Raw genomic sequence first — 21,033 nt, 5'->3', positions numbered from 1 at the left:
TTAACTCCTTGTATTTATAGCTTAGTTAAATTTAAAATTGTGTTCACATTGCTTGCACTGGTTGCAATAATGTCGATAATCCCCGTTCTTAATGCACCTAAAATTGCCATTGCTTTACTACTTTCAGATGCAATGCCGATTACACAAGGTATTGCTCTTAAATCCTCAAGACTTAATCCAATTACCCGATCACTCATAACCGTTTCGACTGGATCGCCTTGTAAATTAAAAAAGCCATAACCAGCAATGTCCCCAATAACGCCTAAATTCATTTTAGCTTCGGTTACTTCTTGCGGAGTAAACCAACCTAATTGCACCATATAACTGTTTTCATTCATATCACCTATACCAACTAGTGCAATATCTGCTTTTCTTGCCCTGTCCAGTGTTTCCTTAATAACACCGTTTTTCATAAATACATCTCTAAATTCCTTATTTTCAAGATAAGCAGGAGCATATAAAGTTTCGTTTATTCCCCCAAAATTTCTTGCCAGATTTCTACAAGTGTGATCAGCATCGACTGGCTCGCCATTTCGTTGAACGCCACCAATACCACAGATAAACTTACAGGCTTTTGCGGGAAAAATACCAATATGCTCACCAACTGACGCAACATTACGACCTTGCCCTACAGCAATAGTCATTCCATCTTTCAGAGTATGGGATAAATACGAGCTGACTAAAGCGGCGACTTGTCGTCTCTGCTCCACTTCATTTTGAGTATCTATTGCAATTAATGCTCTTTGAATGCCAAATTCATCAACTAATCTTTTTTCTAATTGAGAAGTAAAAACAGGGTGATATTTAACATTAATTTCTACTACCCCCTCTTCTCGAGCTTTCTTCAGTAACCTACCAATTTTTATGCGTGAAATATTAAACTTATTAGCAATTTCCTCTTGGGTTAATTCGTGTTCATAATAAGCAATTGCTATTTCAGTTAATAGATCCATTTCTTTATGATTCATTATTTAATCCTTATTACTTTAAATAATATTATTAATATATTTAGCAGACTTTATTAATGTTTCTTCAATTAAATTAAGATCTACTTTATTAGGGTATCTTTTAGGTGTTGAATCTAACTCTCTGTATATTCTTAATGGAATTTCTAAACTACAGCAGATATTATTATCTTTTAATATCTTAATAACTTCTCTATAATCAATAACACCATCACCTATAGGCACAAACTTGAATTTATTATCTTCAATGACAACATCTTTAATATGAAAGTGTTGACAATATTTAAGAGATTTTAAAGATTGCTCAGTAACATTTAAGTTTGAATCATAAGTAAACATATTACCTGGATCAAAATTAATCGCATATAACTTACTATCTAGCTTATCTAAAATCTCTAATCCATCGTCTAATTCAGTAAAAGCACTAAAATTATAATCCCCAGCATTTTCTAAACAGAGAACACAATCATTCTCTTGTAAAAGAGCGGTTAATAATTTTAAATTATCAATTAATTTAACTTTATTTTCTCGTTTAGTAGTGCATACATTAATATATTTAGCACCAATTAAATGAGCAAACCTGATACGAGGAGAAAAAATATCACCTAAATTATCTGTTGATAGATCCATAGTACAACCTAAAGAGAAAGTGGATAAACCATATTTGCTTTTCAGGCTATTAATACGATCAGCATTTTCTTTGCTAAAGAGATCTTGATTTAAATTACCAACATATCCTTGATTATAAGCTAATTCAAAATAGTTAAATCCACATTTTTTAATGGAGCAAAAGATTGTCTCTAAATCATATCCATCATAAATAGAAGTATTGACAGCTAATTTAAAGTGGTTATTCATTCTTACCTCCTTTACGCTTAGCTATATAAGATTTAATTATTGGCATAGTTAGCACAAGTATCGTTGCTAGAATGAAGAAAACAGATATTGGACGTTCTAAAATAACCCACCAATCATTTTTTACCATAGTCATTGTTTGACCTAGTCTTAATTCTAAAACGCTGCCTAAAATCAACCCAATAGTCATTGGAATAACAGAAAATCCAAATATTCTCATCAAATAGCCGAGAGAGCCAAATATCAATGCTATATAAATGTCTACTACTGATAAATTAACAGCATATGCTCCAACAATGCAAAAAACAAACACCATTGGCCATAGGATAGAAGTTGGGATAAATGTAATTCGAGCAAATAATTTGGCACCAAGTAATCCAACAATAAAAAAGATGACATTAGCTAAAAGCATTGCCCAAAAAATAGTGTAAACAGCCTCTCCTTTTTCAATAAATAAATTAGGTCCGGGATTAATTCCGTGAATCATTAATCCTGCTAAAATGACCGCCGCAGTAGGACTTCCTGGTATTCCTAGAGCTAAGCTTGGCACCATAGAGCCTCCTGTTGCTGCATTATTTGCCGCTTCAGATCCTGCAATACCTTCAATGGAGCCTTTCCCAAACTCTTCTGGTGTCTTAGACCAACGTTTTGCTTCGTTATATCCTACGATAGAGGCTACAGTTGCGCCTTCTGCTGGTAAAATACCAATAAAAGTACCGATACCTGTTGAGCGTAAGATTGTTTTCCAAATACGTTTATAGTCTAGCCAAGAAGGTAGCTTAATTTTGTCCATTTTTACTAGGTTACCAGTAACTGATGATCGAGATGCTTGAATAAATAACTCACTAATTCCAAATATGCCGATCATCATTGGTACTAAACCAATACCTTCGTGTAAAGCGGAAACACCAAAGGTAAAACGATCTATTGTTGTTAAAGGATCCACACCTATTGTAGCGATTAGTATTCCAAATAAACCAGATAATAGATTTTTCAAAACAGAGCTATTACCAACGGTAGCTAGCATAGATATAGCAAAAATTGTTAATGTTAAATATTCTGGAGGAGCAAATTTATAGGCAATATCAGCTAAAAGTGGAGCAGCTACCATTAAACAAACAATACTTATTATTCCTCCAATTCCAGATGATACCGCAGCGATCCCTAATGCTCTACCCGCTTCTCCTCTTTGAGCAAGTGGATAGCCATCTAAGCAGGTTGTTGCACTAGCAGAAGTTCCAGGTGTATTTATTAGAATTGCGGTTATTGCTCCCGCAAAGGTTGCAGCACAATAAATTGTTAGCATAATTGTTGCAGCAGATATTGGATCCATTGTGATAGTAAATGGAAGAATTAATGCAACGCCAGTTGTAGCATTTAATCCGGGTAATGAACCGATTAAAATACCAGCAATAGAGGCTACTAAAATCCAAGCTAATAATTGAATATCTGCTAAGTTACTCAATGCAGTCCAAACAGTTTCCATTATTGGCTACCTCCACTTATATAATTTATTAATATCCCTTCTGGAAATTTAACTCCTAAAATCTGATCAAATAAAATATAAACAAAAATAGGTAAAATGATTCCTAGCAAAATAAGGGAGAACACTTTTATTTTATCCGTCCATAACATATGTATAGCTAAGGCTGATAAGGTAACGGCTAGAAAAAAATCTATATTTAATATTCCTATAAATACAGGAATAATAAGAAAGATTTTAATTGTCATTTTATTAAAATTATCTTCTAATTTATCTCGTTCATTATCACTTTTTAGCCAGAGAATAAAACTCAATAAAATAATAAATATTGCACAGATAATAGGAAATGTTGAGGGTTGCAATCCTCTCTGTAAAATGGGTGGTAAGTCTCTAAATTGAGAAGCAAGATAGATAACCACACTCGCAAATGCAAAAATAGTGAAGAATATAAAGAAATTTTTCTTGCTTCTCATAATTTATCTCCATATCAAATAGACCATTTTAACTTTATTGAATAAAACCTAGCTGTTTCAATGCTTCGTGCATTTCCTTATCACTTTCTGCTAATTGTCTACCCCATATTTCTTTACCCGCAACTGAAGTTTTATCTAGACCGAGATTAGCCAAAAATTTTTGAAATTCTGGTTTTGCCATAGCCTCTAATAATGTTTTCTCAAGTTTTTCTACTACATCTTCTGGTGTCCCCGACTTTACAACAAATCCACGCACGGTTGATAAACTCACGGGTATTCCTAATTCTTTTGCTGTAGGTATATTAGGTAAAGATTTCATACGATTATCTGCTAACACAACTATTGGACAAACTTGACCTGCCTCAATTTGTACCTTAGCCTCTCCTAAATTTAAGACGCCTACATCAACGCCTCCAGCAACAATTTGTGTTGCAACTTCATTGGCACTTTCAAACGGAATAACCTTAGCTGTTTTCAAGTTAGCTTTGGTAGTGAATGCGAAGGCAGATACATCATCAATACCCCCTAAATGTGTGGTACCATAGGTTAGTGCTTCTTTTTTTTGTGATTCTAAAAATTGATTTACATCTGTAAAACGATTGCATTTTACCATTAGAATTTGAGGATCATCGGTTGCTCTCGCAATAGGAACCCAATCTTTTAATTTTGTTTTTGAATGACCTTTTGCAATTTCGCTAGCTTGTCCACTCGTATATGTCAGAATTGTATGTCCATCTGCTGGACGAGAGGCAACATAATTTAGTGAAAGTACACCACCACCGCCACGTTTATTAACAATTAAGATGGATTTACCTAAAAGTGGTTCAGTTAATTTTGCAGTCATACGAGCGGTTAAATCCGTTCCTCCTCCTGCACCAGAATGAGTTACGATTTCTAAGTTTTTACTAGGAAATGTAGTAGCTACTGCTGACATTGTTACTAGTGAAGTTAATAATAAAACTTTCCTCATATCCGTCTCCTTTCAAAAGAAATATTAATTGGGAAGATACATTGCATTTTTACTACACAATCAACTTTAGTCTTTTTTACTCACAAAATCCGACATATATTTGAGAATCAAAGACATAGAAACTGCACCTGGGTCGATATGACCTAATGAGCGTTCACCTAAACTTTTTGCGCGTCCGAAGACAGCGATTTGATTTCGTGTATTTTCAGCTCCTTGAGCAGCCGCATTTGCTATGCTAGATAACGCAGTTTGTAAATCTTCATTTACTGTTTTTTCAGATTGCTTTTCTGCAGCGACCAAAGCATCGATCATTGTTTTATCGCCCGGTTTTGCTCCACCTCGAGCAAAGACTGCCGCTGATCCTGCAATTAAAAATTGTGAAAGCGTTGTACTGTTGAAAAGTTGTTGTTCGGCAATGGCTTTTCCGCCAGCTCTGAATAATGTGCCAAATATTGCGCCTGAAGCTCCTCCCATACTTGACATCATTTTTGTTCCCACTGTTAAAAAGAGTTCACCAATATCTTTAGGCTCAAAACTATCATTTTGTAGCAAATCACGGACAGCTGTAAAACCTCGTTGCATTCCTATTCCGTGATCACCATCACCAATTTTTAAGTCTAACTCGGTGAGAGTAGGCTCGCTATCAATCATTTTTTCAGCGGTATAGAGTAGCATTTCTCTGGTTTCTATTAAGTTCATTTTTATTTTCTCCAAGCAAAACTGTGACAAGGCAGGTCATATAATTTTTGTAATTCATCATCTAAACGGAAAACGGTTATTGAATAACCAGCCATCTCTTGAGATGTACAATAAGGACCAATTAACACATCATAAATTTGAATATTTCGTGCAGTTAATTCTTGATAAACTTTTCGATAAGCAATTAATAACTCGGTATAAGTTGAACCACCTAGGTTGTTAATGGTCACACAAACTTTGTCTCCACTTTGTAATTCCATGTCATTACATAAACGCTCAACCATCTCACCATTAATTTCATCAGCAGTTGTCATCTTTTGTCTTCTAACGCCAGGTTCTCCGTGGATACCCATACCAAGTTCTAATTCATCATCAGCTAACTCAAAATTGAATTTCCCCGTTTGAGGAATAGAACAAGCACCTAAAGCCACACCTATAGTTCTCGTGTTAAAGTTAGCTTTTTGGGTTACTGTATATACCTGTTCTAAGTTATAATTTGCTTCAATAGCTGCACCTGCAATTTTTAAGACATACATATCCCCTGCCACACCACGTCTATCGTTCATTTTAGAAATAGGTGCAGCAGAAATATCATCTGTTACACGCACAGTTTTTACTTGAATGCCCTCTTCTTCTAGTAGTTCTGCTGCAATATCAAAATTCATATTGTCGCCAGCATAATTTCCATAAACAAACAGAACACCTTTGCCTTTTTCTGCTGCTTTTGTGGTTTCAATAATAATATCTGGAGAAGGGGAGGCAAAAATATCACCTAATGCAGCAGCGTCAGCCAATCCTTGTCCGACATAACCAGCAAACATCGGTTCGTGACCACTTCCACCACCAGTAACAACTACAACCTGATCGTTACGAATATCTGCTCTATATACACCACTATAACCTTCTACTTTTAGTAAGTTACCTTGGCAGGCGTACAGCAAGCCTTCTAGCTGTTCTGCCGGTACAGCGTGAGGATTATTTAATAGTTTTTTAGGTTTTCTACTCATAAGTGTTTCTCCAAGCTGTGTTAGTTAGCTGTAAGTACGCCTTTGCCCATACGCACAGCGATATTAAATGCTGCTTCAAATGCAGTTGGAACAGCAATATTTTTGCCATATAGATCGTAAGCAGTGCCGTGGTTTGCTGTTGCAATAGGAATAGGGATTCCACCTTGTACGGTTACACCTCGTTCAAAGCCAAGAAGTTTAAGAGCGGTAGAAAATTGGTCGTGATACATTGATACGACACCATTAATATTTAAGCGACGCACTTCGTGCATTGTGGTATCACCTGGGAACGGACCGTATAAATCAATGCCATATTCTTGACGAGCTTTTTCAATTGCAGGTTTAATAATCGTTATTTCTTCATCACCAAATACACCACCTTCTCCACCGTGTGGATTTAGTGCTTGTACAGCAATTTTAGGGTGAGAAATGCCAGCTTGAATGAGTGTTCTATTCAATAAGCAAATACAATCAATCACTCCTTGGATAGATAAATTAGATACAATATCTTTGAATGGAATATGTGACGTCACTCTGCTTGCCCAAATATCATCAACTACATTTAATTCACAGACAAAGTCTTGAAAATCTGTCTTCTCGGCAAACCAATGAAGCTCATCACGGTATTGTAGTCCACCTAAATGCATAGCTTGTTTATTTAGTGGGGCAAAGCAAATAGATTGTATATACCCAGCCTGTGCATACTCGACAGCTTTTTGTAGTGTTTCTAAAATGTAGATGCCACTTTGTTTTGTTGCTTTACCGTATTCAAAAGGTGTTTTGTCAGAACATTGATGTGCAATTAATGCTGGAACGCCACGCTTAAATGAGTAGCTTGGTAGATGTTCTTCCTCTATCTGTTCATAAGGAAAATGTAGTTGTGCAATATCCATTCCTTTCCGTAGTTCATTTTCATCAGCAATAATTAGAATATTGGCTTGTTCTCTGTATTTATCTTGCGCTAATAGTTTGGCTACAAGTTCTGGTCCGATGCCAGCAGGATCTCCAAGTAATAAAGCAATTGTTGGTTTGTACATCATCTCTCCTCATCTATCATATGTTCATCAGGTGTTCTTTTGAACTATGCAAATTTAATCATATTTACTCTAGAAAAGATGTGATCTAGATCCCATATCTAAATTTTTTTGTATTTCTTTCTTATTTCTGTGAGCATCATCACATATTTAGATATGTGCAGCCTTAATATGTAGACATATGATTTGAATATAAAATCACATAGCGAACAGTTGTTCTTTCTATATATTGCTTACAGACTGCTTTAAGTAGCAGTTAAAATAAAGAGTTACTGATAGGGTTATTTGATTAGTTCTAAAAATATATTTATTGAAAGCTTGTTGCTTTATAAATAAATGGGAGTGACTGAATCAGTTATATTTTCTGATAGATGTCTATATTTATACCAGAGAAAAGAGAATAATTGTGATCAATTGATGATTTAGTTCTCATGACTTTTTCTTAAATTTATTCCAAACCTTGTCTTCTTGCCCACGCCATAGGCGTTGGATATTATCGTGATGGCGGTACACAAGCAGGCAGCAGACGAGCGCTACTGGGAAGGTGAATTCAGGTTTATACCACCATACATAAAAAGGAATGGTGATCGCGGCGATAACGGCGCTTAACGATGAATAGCCCGTGAGCAAAAACACCGCAAGCCAAGTGCCGAGCATCCACAAATCCACGCCCCAGCCGATAGGGGCGATCGCACCAAATGCGGTGGCAACGCCTTTTCCGCCTTTAAATTTAAAGAAGATGGGGAAGATATGCCCTAAACAGGCGGCCAGTGCAACCATGCCTAACTGAAATTGGGTTAAGCCAAGATAATAGCCAGCCCATACGGGAAGCATTCCCTTTAGCATGTCAAAAATCAGTACTGCTAAGGCAGCCCAGCGCCCGCCGATGCGTAATACATTAGTTGCACCGGGGTTGTGTGAGCCTGTGGTACGCGGATCAGGTAAGCCCGCAAGGCGACAAAATAAAATGGCACTCGAAATTGAACCGAGTAAATACGCACAAAACATATAAAAAAGGGCGAAAAGGCTCATTTTTACCTACCTGATTCGTCAAGTGAAAAATTTGTTCGTCTATTGTACATAAACTTGGTAGCATACGCCTAATAGTATTTCAGGATATTGAAGGATTTTATGATAGATCGCATTTTTATTGAAGAGTTGGTCGTTTTCGCTCAAATTGGCGTGTATGACTGGGAACAGCAAATCAAACAAAAGCTTATTTTTGATGTCGAAATGGCGTGGGATTGCCGTCAAGCCGCAGAAAGTGATGATGTGGCATATTGCCTAAATTACGCAGAAGTCAGCGAATTTATCATTGACTATGTGCAATCTAAACCCTTTTTCTTAATTGAGCGCGTGGCTTATGAAGTGGCAGCGCAGCTTGAACAAAAATATGGGCTAAGCTGGTTAAAAATTAAATTAAGTAAACCTAAAGCCGTGGCGCAAGCGCGTAATGTAGGGATTATTGTGGAACGTGGCACAAGATGAACAAACAGCATTATGGCTATCTTTGCCTCATTTTAGCTACCTTATTTTGGGGCGGAAATTATATTTTCGGCAAAATGCTAAGCCGTGAAGTGGATCCCATTGTGCTAACTTATCTTCGTTGGTTTCCCGCTGTGGTAATTTTGTTGTTGCTGTTTGCTAAACGCACCCTCGCTTTCTACCCCACTATTCAAAAAACGTGGAAAATTTTGACCGCTCTTTCTTTACTTGGCATTGTCATTTTCCCGTTATTTCTTTATCAAGGCTTGCAAACCACCACCGCACTTAACGCCAGTATTTATCTTGCCGTTGTGCCGATTGCAGTATTATTGCTCAATCGTCTTGTTTTCGGGGATAAAATCCACCCTTTAATGCTCGCAGGCGCAGTGGTGAGTTTCTTCGGTGTATTATGTTTATTAAGCCAAGGCGATCCACAAACCTTACTGCAATTTAATGTGAATAAAGGGGATTTATGGGCGATTGGTTCGGCATTGAGCTGGGCGCTGTACTGCTGTATTATCCGCCTACGCCCAACAGATTTACCTAACGCAGTGATGCTTACCCTGCTTGTTGCCATTGCAATGCTGTGCTTTAGCCCGTTTTTTCTATGGAAAGCCTTAACCGCCAGCGAGCCGATCATCAGCCAAATATCCACTAACCATTGGGCAATGATTGGCTATTTGGTTATCGGGCCGTCTATTTTGTCTTACGCCTTGTGGAATTACGGAATAAGCCTTGTGGGTGGGGCAAAAGGTGCGGTGTTTACCAATGTAACACCGTTATTCGCCGCGTTACTTGGTATTAGTGTTTTAGGGGAAGCGCTCTATTGGTATCATTTCGCCAGTGGCACATTGATTGTGCTTGGGTTGCTGATGTGTAATCGGAAAGGATAACGCAATAAATAAACGGGAATAAACAAAAAGTGCGGTATTTTTCACCGCACTTTTTTTATTATCGTCCAGAAAATTAATCAATCGCTGGCACATAATTGCCTGCAACGATCGCATCTTTGATGTTATCGGCGGTTTCTAGCACTTGAGCGAGCAAGGCTTGCACATTTTCAAGGGTGGCGATTGGACTAAGGGTGGTCATTTTTAAGGCTTGTACACCATTTACTTTCGTTACCCCAATATTAGCTTCACCACGGGCGAACAATTCGTCTGCGATATTTTGGTTGAGATTATCAATAAATTCCGCTGGGTAGTTCGCAGGATTGACACGGAATAACACCGAAGCGAACTGCGGTTCAACTAATAATTCAAGGCCTTCTGTGGTTTTGATGTAATCCGCCACTTCGCGAGTGAGTTTTACCCCGTGGTCGATCATTGAGCCGTAAAGTTCTTCGCCAAGCGCTTCTACGGTGAACCATAATTTTAACGCGTCAAAACGGCGTGTGGTTTGCAGTGATTTTGCCACCAAGTTTGGCACGCCGTGTTCTTCGTCATATTCTGAATTTAGGTAGTCCGCTTTGTAATCAATAAAACGATAATTTTGCGGATCTTTAAGCAAAAACGCACCGCAAGAAATGCTTTGGAAAAAGTGTTTGTGGAAATCAAGGGTAACGGAATCCGCCAGCTCTAAGCCGTCTAACCAATCGCGATATTCATTGGAAAGCAATAATGCACCACCCCACGCGGCATCAACGTGTAACCACGCCTCATATTGATCCGCCAATTTACGAATGGCTTTGAGTGGATCGATTGCCCCTGCGTCAGTTGTGCCTGCGGTTGCCACAATACACGCCACCAACTTGCCTTCCGCTTTAAGATTTGCCAAAATTTCAGCTAACGCATTGACGTCCATTTGTGCATTTTCATTACAAGGCACGCTCACCACGGATTGGAATCCCATTCCCATCATAGCCATATTTTTTTGCACGGAAAAGTGCGCATTCTCTGAACATAACACTTTCACACGTTGCAAGGCTTCTGCGGGTAAGCCATCTTGCTGTACAGACCATTCTTTGCCTTCCGCATTTTTCCAGTGTTTTGCCACGCAAGCATCACGCGCCAATAGCACGCCCATTAAGTTAGATTGCGTACCGCCAGAAGTAAACACGCCCGCATCGCCTGCGGCATAGCCTACTTTTTCACGCAACCATTCGATCAGTTGCACTTCCATTAATGAACCTGCCGGGCTTTGATCCCAAGAATCCATTGATTGGTTGGTGGCGTTAATAAACACTTCTGCGACTTGGCTCGCCACCATTGCCGGGCAATGCAAGTGCGCTAAAGAATGGGGATGATGCACTTTTAGGCTTTTATTTAAGAATAATTGGGTTAAGCGATCTAAGGATTTTTCTAAACCAAAACCAGCTTGAGAGGGCTGAAAAGCAATTTCCTCGCGCAGCTGTTTAATGCTGCCGCCGGTGTACATTTTGTTATTTTTGAGCCAATTTCCTACCGCACTTATTGCTGTAGCCATATTTTTTTCATAATCAGCGATAGATTGTGGATCATTGCAAAGAAGGGATTGTTTGTGTTTTGCGAAATCGACCATTGGAATTTCCTGAAAGATGATTGAAATAAAAATAGCTAAAAGGGGTGTTGTGCACCCCATTTAGCTAGATTAATAATTAGCCACGCATGGCTTTTAATGCATCTGCGACAGATTGAGCAAAGCGTTTGATTAACTCTTCACTTTCCGCTTGGGTGATGATGAGCGGGCAAAGAATACGCACCACGTTACCGCCACGACCGCCACGTTCTAACAATAACTTATTGTTAAAGCAGGCTTTTTGGATTGCAGCAGCAAGTTCACCATCTGCTGGATAAGCACCGATGCGATCTTGTGGTTTACGCTCATCAACAATCTCAATCCCGATCATTAAACCACGTCCACGTACGTTGCCGATACAAGGATACTGCTGGGCTAATTTCTTCAATTCAGTTTGTAAGAAATCACCACGTTCCAAGGCATTTTGTGCCAAGTTTTGCTCACGCATTACTTTTAATGACGCATAACCTGTTGCCATTGCCATTTGGTTGCCGCGGAATGTGCCGGTATGTCCTGCTGGCTGCCATGCATCAAATTCTTTGCGAATAGCTAGCACCGCTAATGGTAAACTTCCACCTACCGCTTTTGACATTACAACGATGTCTGGCTCGATCCCTGCATATTCAAAGGCAAACATTTTTCCTGAACGGCAGAAGCCTGCTTGTACTTCATCAAGGATTAGCACAATGCCATGTTTTTTGGTGACTTCACGGATTTTTTGTAACCATTTCACTGGAGCAGTAACCACACCGCCTTCCCCTTGAATAGCTTCAAGAATCACGGCTGCTGGTTTTACCACACCACTTTCAACGTCTTCAATAAAGTTTTCAAAATAATAGGTTAAAGCTTCTACGCCAGCTTCACCGCCTAGCCCTAATGGACAACGATATTCGTGCGGATAAGGTATAAATTGTACGCCTGCCATTAAGTTTTGTACGGCGTTTTTTGCGTTTAAGTTCCCTGTCATCGCCAATGAACCGTGGGTCATTCCGTGATAACCACCAGAGAATGCGATAACATTACCACGCCCCGTGTAGGTTTTAGCAAGTTTTACTGCGGCTTCTGTGCCATCAGCACCAGAAGGGCCACAGAATTGCAAGCGATACTGTTCTTTCGGGAAGAAAGAAAGCAGCTCTTCGGTAAAAGCATCTTTTAATGGCGTAGTTAAATCTAATGTATGAAGCGGTAAACCACTGCTTAATACGTCTTGAATGGCTTGGATCACTGCGGGATGATTATGTCCAAGGGCTAATGTACCTGCACCAGCTAAGCAATCAAGATATTCATTACCTTCTACGTCCGTTACCCAGCAACCTTGTGCTTTTGCAATCGCTAATGGCAATTTGCGAGGATAACTACGCACATTGGATTCCATTTCATTTTGACGAGTAAGGTAATATTCATTGGTTGCGTTGTTGATTGGATTTACAGGAGTGTTTGTCATTTTTAATCTATACCTTCGATAAGAGGTTAAAAAAATAAGTCGGGTGCCTTGCGGGAAGCCTAAGCTTTCTTATTCTTCAAAATAAGATGCCATGGGGCATTTGACTCGCTACTTATTAAAAAAAGCGTTTCAGCTTTTTTATTTTTTCCAATTTGGAAAACAGAGATTTCGTAAAGCCTAAGCCTTACAAAAGACGGGATATAGTACCCTTTTTTGCTAGAAAGAAAAGTGATTTTTACTTATTTAGGCAAAATAATCAAAAATTACACCGCACTTGCTCTTTTCCAGTAAGTTTTCTGGGCAAAAACGAATTTATTTGACGTGTGTTTGATTTCATCAAGCTCAATTTCCCATAAATCCGTGTTCATTAAGCGCGCAAAGGGATAACGCTCATAATAGCGTTTAAGGGCAGACTGACGAATATCTTCATTGAGCAAAATAGCTCGTCCTTTAAATTGCACGCCTTCAATCTCGCTCACTTGATCCGTTTGGGTGGCGATCGTGCCAACCACCAGATCACTTTGTTGCATAATTTGTGCGTGTTGGGTGGAAAGGGAAGAAAAAAAAATCAGGCTGATATTACTGTCATCAAGCACATAAAAGCAGTTGGCTACCCAAAAGCCTTGTGCGCTATGTACAGCAATGCTCATCACTGTTTGCTGTTGTAAAAATTGTGCAATATTATGAGGAAGATTTTTCATCACATCAAAGAAAATGCCCTGCAAAACAGGGCATTAGGATTATCTTAAGCATTTTTTGCTTCTGTTGTTTCCGCAAGTGCGGTGGAATTTTCTGGCGTTTTCTCGTTTTCTTCATAGACTAAGTTTTGCACCGACATGGCAGATTTCAAACTTTCTTGCTGAAGTTGTTTAGCCAGTTCATTTTCGCCGTTTTGCTCAAACGCATAGGTAGCCATAGTAATATCATTTGGCTCAAGCTGGTTTTTATTTTCCAATACTTTCTTGAATACTTCGCTGGCTTTAGCAAATTCACCATTACGCACATACAAGTAACCTAAGGCACGGTTTGTACAACAACAGCCTTGATCTTTACTTTGTTTCGCTCGTTTTAGCATCATTTTCAACAACTTACTGTTATCTACTGGTTGAACACGAGTAACTTGCATACAAAGTTGTTGCACCAATGGGCTGTTTTCATCCACTTTTTTCAAGGCTTCTAAGATCAATTTATATGCGGTTTCGTGGTCATCACTGTCAATTAAACGGCGAATCAATCCTACTTTCACATAAAGATCATTTTGACGTTTACGTGGTTGATCATCCCACCATTTAAGCAAACCATCTACACCGTCTTCATTCATTTTCTCATCAAGTAAGCCATCTTCAACGCGATGTTGTAAGGTAATAAATTCTTTGTCAGAATAAAGCCCTGAATTTCCCACTTGATCGAGAATTTTATCTAACGCTTCAAAAGCATGAGATTTTAAGTAAATCTCAACCGCGAGTTTCAACACTTCTTTATTGCGGTGGGTCATAACTAACAAACTATCAATGGCACTGCGTGCAGCCGGTAATTTATTTTGTTGTAACAAAATTCGCGTACGAGCAATCTCAACAAGCAGATTATCTGTACCAGCTAGCTCGGTCGCTTTAATCAAATAACGATTTGCGCCAAACTCATCGCCACGCTGTTGTGCTGCTTCTGCGGCTTTAATAAAGTTTAGGATTGGCTCATCTGAATGTTTAGCATTCTTACCAATCAATTTCTCTGCCTTAGAATATTGCCCTTCGTCCATTAGCATTAACCCTTCAAGGGTTTGTTTTTGCGCTTTAAGACGTTTACGGCGAGAGAACCAACCATAGGTGTTGTTGCTCAAACGGAAGAATTTGGTAATGATCCACTCAATGCCATATACCACCGCCATTGCAATCACAAAGAAAATCACAAGGGTGGTGATTGACATTTCAATGCTATAAGAACTGGTTTCTATTAGCACATAGCCTTGTTTGCCCGATAAATAAGGGCCTGCAATTAAGCCGGCAAGTAACACCAGCATTAAAAATAGGGTTCTAAACATTGCTATTTCCTCTACTGTTGTGGTGCTTGTGTTTGCTCAGATTTGTCGGAATTTTCTACCGCACTTTTATTTTCTGAATCAGTTTGGTTTTCCGCCTGAGTTTGATTTTCGCTAGGCTTTTCACTTTGGCTTTCATTGCTTTGCGTAGCGTCACTTTCAGCTTTATCCATTACTGGTTGTTCTGCTGATGTTGCTTTTTCTGTCTCATTATTGCTCTGTATGCTTTCCGCTTTAGCATCTTGTGCATTTTCTTTAGCAATCTCTTTATCTACGGAAATCTCAATTTTCTGCACTTCTTGTGACGGTTTGTTGAGCAATTTATCTAGCATATTTAAGCTACTAAGTTGGGTTGGCACATCGACATAAATAGATTGTTCCGCCAGTTCGTCCACTTCATTTAAGAAAGTTTTCGCTACTTCCGTATTGGTATCGAAATAACTTCTCACCCAAGATGCAACTGTTTCTAAAGACTGCTTATACAAATCATTTTGTTGACGCGGTACAGCCATAATCGCTAACTGTAAGCGTAAACGAATGTTCTCACGTAAATAAATATCTTGATTTGGTGCAAGCAAGGCTTTGTTTTCCGCATTTTTTGGCGTAACACGGATAAAATGATTTAAGAACGATGTAGCACTTTTCTCCGCATTTTCTTTCCAATCATTCCAAGAACCACTTAATTTTTCGTTCTCCAGATTTTGATCATCAAAATTTACGTTTAGCACGGTGAGTTCGTCCACGGTATTTGCAAGCTGGGAAAGGCGTTGCATAATGGCGTTTTGATCAATGTTATTAACTGATAATAACTGTTTTAAATCTGCATTAATCGCACTGCGCACTTGATTCGCTCGCGATTCAGACACTTTGCTTAAGGTTTCATCTGCTACTTTTAATAACGAAACTGCGGTATCCACATCATTATCTAGCACTAATTTACGTAATGCGTTGTTTAATAAAAAATCTGCCTCAGAAAGTAACCAATCATTCGGCTGCGCAGTTTTCTGTGCATTACTTAAATTCTTAACTTGATTTTGTAATGACGTGATTTGTTGATCTTTAATTTCCACCATTTTTTCCAACGCACTTAATTTGTCATTAGTGGATTGGCTGGTTTCGGCAAGCTGTGCTATTTTGGCTTGATCTTGTTTTAATGCAGCTAAATCGCTATCCATCAACCCCTGTGCATTGGTTGGTACAGCGCGTTGTTCTAGGGCGGTTAATCTGCCTTGTACTTTGGTTAAATGCTGCTCAGCAAAATAATACCCTGCGCTGCCTAACCCTAACGCGACTAATAAGGCTAAAATCGCCACGCCCGTGCCGCCTTTTTTAACGATGACGGTTTGTGGCTCAGCAGCCGATTGGGTTGCTTCTGTTTCAGGGGATTCAACTTGTTGCGATAATTCATCGCGTTCTTGAGTTTGCTCTTTTTCTTTCATTGTTGTTTGCTCTTCCGTTACTTGGGCTTGATTTGAATCAGTGTTCTGCGACGCTTCCACCACATTTTGTTCTAAGTTTTGAGGATTCGCTTCGCTTTCTTGGCTTGCTTGCTGTTGGTTTATTTGAGCAGTAGGTTCTTGTTCTATTTTTTTTCCTACTTCGTGTTGTTCTACTTCTTGCTTTACGGGCGAGGTTTCCGTTAAACGATTTTTCCCCATTTTTTTGCCGTGATGTTTAGCCATAATTTATTCCTTATGCTGATTAAACTTCATTTCGTTGCAATACCGCATTTAAAATTGCTAGGTTATCTGCTTTTGGCGAAATACGCACGTTTTGCCACCCTTTTTCTTGGGCGAAATGAGCAATTCTTTCGCTAATTGTAATTAATCCACAAGACATTAGCCAATTATGTTCATTTTTTGGCACAAAATCCAGCAATGAACGTAAAATTTCTTTACTCGTTACCACAATTTCACGGATCCCAGCCCGTTTTAACATACTCACTTGTTCGACATTATCATAAATCAGAGGTTCACGACGATAACATTCTAGTGCTTGAATGGTTGCCCCACGCAATTTAGATTGTTGTGCAAAAAACTCTCGCCCACCGTTACCACGCAAAATCAAGATGGTCTTCCCTTGCACATTATTCATTGCTGGCAAGGAAAGCACCCCCTCGCTTGTTTCTTGCTGAAAAGGATAATGAATACATTGCTCTGTTTGACTGGAAAAGGCCTGCGCAGTTCGCTGTCCAACAGTAAAATAATGTAAATCTGACCGCCATTGGAAACCTGCTTGTTTCAGGCTTTCTGCACTGTAAATGACTGCATTTTGCGATACCACAAAAACGTAATCGCCTGCATTGAGTTGATTAAGCTGACGGGGTAAATCATTTAGTTCACGCCCTGCTTGAATAGAAAAGAGCGGAAAATGAATGGCGGCAATGCCTGCCTTAGTAAGCATATCTACTAGCTGTTTGCCCTTTTCATCAGGACGCGTAACCAACACTGCCATTTCCTTTTCCTTATCGTTATAAGCGTGAACGATTACACACCAAGGGCTTGTAAAACTTCATCTGCCCCTTGCTTTAACAAGCTTTTTGCCACTTGCTCACCTAATTTTTGTGAATTTTCCACCGCACTTTTACCTTCCGCGCGAATAATTTCACTGCCATCTGTTTTCCCCACTAAGGCTTTGAGATAAAGCTGGTTGTCGCGAATTACCGCATAGCCCGCAATTGGCACTTGGCAGCCACCTTGTAAGTGGTTATTCATTGCACGTTCTGCCAGTACACAAGCAGTGGTTTCCGCGTCCGCCAATGGCGCTAATAGTTGTTGGGTTTCTAGATCATCGGTGCGACATTCAACTCCCACCGCACCTTGACCAGCTGCTGGCAACGACGTTTCCGTATCAATGAAAGAGGCGATACGATCGGCCATTCCTAAACGAATTAAGCCTGCGGAAGCAAGAATAATCGCATCATAATCACCATTATCTAATTTGCTCAAGCGTGTCCCCACATTGCCGCGCAAAGATTGAATATTCAAATCAGGACGTAAGGCTTTAAGCTGACACTGGCGGCGTAAACTTGATGTTCCCACCACAGCGCCTTGAGGTAGCGCATCTAAAGTGCGATAAGCATTTGACACAAACGCATCACGCGGGTCTTCTCGCTTACAAATCACACTTAGATCTAATCCTTCAGGAAATTGCATTGGTACATCTTTCATTGAGTGTACCGCAATATCTGCCTCGCCATTTAATAAAGCATTTTCTAACTCTTTAACGAATAAGCCTTTACCGCCGATTTTGGCTAGTGGTGAGTCTAAAATCACATCGCCTTTGGTTACCATTGGTACAAGCTCAACAATAAGTTGTGGATATAGTTGAGTTAAACGCCCTTTAATATAGTTAGCTTGCCATAATGCCAATGGGCTACGGCGAGTGGCAATTTTGATTAGTTTTTTTGTCATCGTGATGCAAAAGAGAAGACTAGAAATAATTGTCTTATCCTATCACTGTTGCTGAAAAATGTCAGTTTCCATTTAATTTTTTTGCTTTCCGACAAGGCAAATGATAGAGTAATCTCACAATCATCTAAAAAAACTGTACATAAATTATTCATTTACTAATGTATCTATTCTAGGATATAAATTGAATTACGATATTGATAGCGCCAAAAAACAAGTAGAATATCTTGATAAAATACGCTTTAAACGTGCTCTTTTGGGAACCTCTCCAGAGTTTAAACAAGTATTCCAAACCATTAGTTTATTATTACATCTGAATCATAAAAAATTGCCCGGCTATATCGAAAATGCGCCAGCAGGAATAGCCCGTTTTGAGTTATCCGATTACCAACAAGATTTTCTTATTGATCAATTTAATTTTACTAAGCAGGAGATAAAAAAATCGGTTTTTTCTCACCGCTCTTCCTTCCCTATTTTAGGCGTTTATGTAATGGGGAGTATAGCGTCTATCAGTCAAACTTCAATTTCAGATTTAGATATTTGGGTATGTCATTTCGAGGAAATCAGTCCAACTGGTCGAAATTTATTAAACAAGAAGATCGAAGCTTTACAAAAATGGGCATTAACTTTAGGTGTAGAAATTACGCTTTATTTAATGGATCAAAAGCGTTTCCGTTGTTTTAGATATGCTGATCCTTTAACCGCTGAGAATTGTGGCTCTGCACAGTATATGTTATTGCTTGATGAGTTTTATCGCTCTGCTATTCGGCTTGCTGGTAAACCATTGTTATGGTTACATCTTGCAGTAGAAAATGAAAAAGATTATGAAAAAGAAGTAGAGCGTTTAATTGATGATAATACGATTGACCCTAATGACTGGGTTGATTTTGGGGGATTAGGGGCATTTTCTGCTAATGAATATTTCGGTGCGAGTCTTTGGCAACTATACAAAGGGATTGATTCTCCTTACAAATCTGTATTAAAAATATTATTACTAGAAACCTATTCCGCAGATTATCCGGATACTTATTTAATCGCACAAGAATTTAAAGCTCGATTACTAAATGGTGATAAAAAACATCATTTTGATCCTTATCTTACAATGCTTGAGCGAGTAACCAATTATTTAATCAGTTTAAAAGATTTGCAACGTCTAGAATTTGTTCGTCGCTGTTTTTACATTAAAGCGAATGAATACAATCAAACTATAACACGAAATAGTTGGCGTCTCTCTCAATTAGAAAATTTAGCTAAAACTTGGGGATGGTCACCCTCATTGGTTCAAGAACTCAATCAGATCGCTTGCTGGAAAATAAAACGAGTTCGAGAAAGTCATAATAATCTGATAAAATTTTTGATGTTTAGCTATCGTCACTTGATGCAATTTGCACGTAAATATAAAGTAAATTCAAGCATAATGCCTCAAGATATGAGTATTTTAACGCGTAAACTTTATACCGCATTTGAAGAGTTACCTGGCAAAATCACCTTACTTAATGCAGTTATTTCTTCAGATTTATCTGAGAATAGCATCACCTTTATTGAAGTAAAAGATAATGCGATTTTTAAAGATGGCTGGTACTTAGTAAATCAAAAACCTGATTTGAGTGGATTTAATCACCAACGCTACACAGAATATGGCGAAAGTTTAAATAAATTAGTTGCTTGGGCATATTTTAATCGTCTACTCACCCCCAAAACTGATTTGCATATTTTTAGCCCCAGTATTAGTCAAGAAAAATTACGCCAATTTGTTACCGATTTACGACTTTCCCTGCCTATATCCGTTCCTCTTGTGAGTAACGATGAATTAAGTCACAATTGTGAAATCAAAAATTTAGTCGTGGCAATTAACCTCACCTCGGATCCAACAGCTAATCTATGTGAAGCTAAAACATCTATTATAGCTAGTGATTTGTTTAGTTTTGGTCCTGATGAAAAAAGTTTAGTTGGCAGTATTGATCTCACTTATCGAAACTTATGGAATGAAATCCGCACTTTGCATTTCGAAGGACCAAATGCGATTCTATTGGCATTAAAGGTACTTTCTAACAAAATCTACCGTGGAGCAACCCCCCCGAAGAGCGTCAACGTATTTTGCTATAGCCAATACTATCAAAAAACATTACGCAATATTGTAACAGCCTTACTGAATAAGTGTATCAATATTCAAGTTGGTGTCAGCGATGCGCCACAAAATAACTTATTACGTGTTGCAGGTAAAAACTGGCAATTTTTCTTTGAAGAACGAGGTATTAGCTTGCAAGAAATCCATAACTCTACTTTGCTAGATAACAATGAATTTAACGTAGAATTACAAGATGTCATTGACAGTAAAGAAGCGATGCAAATACGCAAACAATATCCTTATGAAATTGATGCTTTTGCTAGCGAAGGGTTCTTACAATTTTTCTTTGAAAATAACCCAGATCACACCTTTAATGTATATATTTTAGATGAAGCTAATCACATTGAGATTTATCGCAATTGTGAAGGAAAGAAAGAGCAAAAAGTTAGTGAAATAAATCATATTTATCAATCGGCAGGGTTGGATGGAAATAATAATCCATATAAAATTGTGCAACGAAATTTTAACTATCCACAATTTTATCAATTATTACCAGATAAAGATGGTATAAAAATTGTACCATTTCATAGTCGGTTAGTGTCAACATAA

At 38.5% G+C, this 21,033-nt stretch carries 19 protein-coding genes; 3 read left to right on the top strand and 16 right to left on the bottom strand.

Annotated features, from left to right (window positions below; genetic code table 11):
* Positions 1–14 precede the first annotated feature (14 nt).
* From L5B71_RS06305 to plsY, 9 genes are all read right to left on the bottom strand, one after another.
* Entirely contained in the window at positions 15–968 is a 954-nt protein-coding gene (locus L5B71_RS06305) for a sugar-binding transcriptional regulator (RefSeq protein ID WP_265757507.1), read from the bottom strand.
* 18 nt (positions 969–986) lie between these two features.
* Positions 987–1,823: a sugar phosphate isomerase/epimerase family protein gene (locus L5B71_RS06300; protein ID WP_265757506.1), complete on the bottom strand. Its 837-nt coding sequence runs from the start codon at positions 1,821–1,823 to the stop codon at positions 987–989.
* Positions 1,816–3,306, bottom strand: coding sequence for a tripartite tricarboxylate transporter permease (locus tag L5B71_RS06295; RefSeq protein WP_265757505.1), 1,491 nt, complete (start codon positions 3,304–3,306; stop codon positions 1,816–1,818). The genes L5B71_RS06300 and L5B71_RS06295 overlap by 8 nt, the downstream gene beginning before the upstream one ends.
* Positions 3,306–3,776: a tripartite tricarboxylate transporter TctB family protein gene (locus L5B71_RS06290; protein ID WP_265757504.1), complete on the bottom strand. Its 471-nt coding sequence runs from the start codon at positions 3,774–3,776 to the stop codon at positions 3,306–3,308. The genes L5B71_RS06295 and L5B71_RS06290 overlap by 1 nt, the downstream gene beginning before the upstream one ends.
* Before the next feature lie 34 nt (positions 3,777–3,810).
* Positions 3,811–4,746 (bottom strand): Bug family tripartite tricarboxylate transporter substrate binding protein, encoded by a 936-nt coding sequence (locus tag L5B71_RS06285; protein ID WP_265757502.1) that lies wholly within the window; start codon positions 4,744–4,746, stop codon positions 3,811–3,813.
* Between the two features lie 66 nt (positions 4,747–4,812).
* Entirely contained in the window at positions 4,813–5,445 is a 633-nt protein-coding gene (gene dhaL, locus L5B71_RS06280; protein WP_265757501.1) for a dihydroxyacetone kinase subunit DhaL, read from the bottom strand.
* A 2-nt stretch (positions 5,446–5,447) separates the two neighbouring features.
* Positions 5,448–6,452 (bottom strand): dihydroxyacetone kinase subunit DhaK, encoded by a 1,005-nt coding sequence (locus L5B71_RS06275; protein ID WP_265757500.1) that lies wholly within the window; start codon positions 6,450–6,452, stop codon positions 5,448–5,450.
* A gap of 20 nt (positions 6,453–6,472) precedes the next feature.
* Entirely contained in the window at positions 6,473–7,489 is a 1,017-nt protein-coding gene (locus tag L5B71_RS06270) for a 4-hydroxythreonine-4-phosphate dehydrogenase PdxA (RefSeq protein WP_265757499.1), read from the bottom strand.
* A gap of 426 nt (positions 7,490–7,915) precedes the next feature.
* Positions 7,916–8,518: a glycerol-3-phosphate 1-O-acyltransferase PlsY gene (gene plsY / locus L5B71_RS06265; protein WP_265757498.1), complete on the bottom strand. Its 603-nt coding sequence runs from the start codon at positions 8,516–8,518 to the stop codon at positions 7,916–7,918.
* Positions 8,519–8,617: 99 nt separating this feature from the next.
* Here plsY and folB point away from each other — a divergent pair, with 99 nt between their 5' ends.
* Together folB and L5B71_RS06255 are read left to right on the top strand one after the other, a co-directional pair.
* Positions 8,618–8,974, top strand: a complete 357-nt coding sequence (folB, locus tag L5B71_RS06260) for a dihydroneopterin aldolase (protein ID WP_265757497.1) — start codon at positions 8,618–8,620, stop codon at positions 8,972–8,974.
* Positions 8,971–9,864 (top strand): DMT family transporter, encoded by an 894-nt coding sequence (locus L5B71_RS06255; protein ID WP_265757496.1) that lies wholly within the window; start codon positions 8,971–8,973, stop codon positions 9,862–9,864. The genes folB and L5B71_RS06255 overlap by 4 nt, the downstream gene beginning before the upstream one ends.
* Positions 9,865–9,937: 73 nt before the next feature.
* Here the strand turns inward: L5B71_RS06255 and L5B71_RS06250 are convergent, their stop codons facing one another.
* The 7 genes from L5B71_RS06250 to hemC all read right to left on the bottom strand — a co-directional run bounded on the left by L5B71_RS06250 (position 9,938) and on the right by hemC (position 18,359).
* Positions 9,938–11,470 carry a pyridoxal phosphate-dependent decarboxylase family protein gene (locus tag L5B71_RS06250; protein WP_265757495.1) on the bottom strand — a complete coding sequence of 511 codons (1,533 nt, stop codon included), beginning with the start codon at positions 11,468–11,470 and terminating at the stop codon, positions 9,938–9,940.
* Positions 11,471–11,546: 76 nt separating this feature from the next.
* A complete protein-coding gene (locus tag L5B71_RS06245; protein WP_265757494.1) occupies positions 11,547–12,911 on the bottom strand; it encodes a diaminobutyrate--2-oxoglutarate transaminase in 1,365 nt (454 codons plus the stop codon).
* A 263-nt stretch (positions 12,912–13,174) separates the two neighbouring features.
* Entirely contained in the window at positions 13,175–13,612 is a 438-nt protein-coding gene (locus L5B71_RS06240) for a hypothetical protein (RefSeq protein ID WP_265757493.1), read from the bottom strand.
* A 44-nt stretch (positions 13,613–13,656) separates the two neighbouring features.
* Positions 13,657–14,949, bottom strand: a complete 1,293-nt coding sequence (locus tag L5B71_RS06235; protein ID WP_265757492.1) for a heme biosynthesis protein HemY — start codon at positions 14,947–14,949, stop codon at positions 13,657–13,659.
* 11 nt (positions 14,950–14,960) lie between these two features.
* Positions 14,961–16,628, bottom strand: a complete 1,668-nt coding sequence (locus tag L5B71_RS06230; RefSeq protein WP_265757491.1) for a uroporphyrinogen-III C-methyltransferase — start codon at positions 16,626–16,628, stop codon at positions 14,961–14,963.
* 19 nt (positions 16,629–16,647) lie between these two features.
* Positions 16,648–17,400 carry a uroporphyrinogen-III synthase gene (locus L5B71_RS06225; RefSeq protein WP_265757490.1) on the bottom strand — a complete coding sequence of 251 codons (753 nt, stop codon included), beginning with the start codon at positions 17,398–17,400 and terminating at the stop codon, positions 16,648–16,650.
* A gap of 32 nt (positions 17,401–17,432) precedes the next feature.
* Entirely contained in the window at positions 17,433–18,359 is a 927-nt protein-coding gene (gene hemC / locus L5B71_RS06220) for a hydroxymethylbilane synthase (RefSeq protein WP_265757489.1), read from the bottom strand.
* A 181-nt stretch (positions 18,360–18,540) separates the two neighbouring features.
* Here hemC and L5B71_RS06215 point away from each other — a divergent pair, with 181 nt between their 5' ends.
* Positions 18,541–21,033: a class I adenylate cyclase gene (locus L5B71_RS06215; RefSeq protein WP_265757487.1), complete on the top strand. Its 2,493-nt coding sequence runs from the start codon at positions 18,541–18,543 to the stop codon at positions 21,031–21,033.

This window comes from Avibacterium sp. 21-586, from assembly GCF_026226775.1.
In the GTDB taxonomy this organism is placed as follows: Bacteria; Pseudomonadota; Gammaproteobacteria; order Enterobacterales; family Pasteurellaceae; genus Avibacterium.
This window is presented reverse-complemented; position numbering and strand designations above follow the sequence as displayed.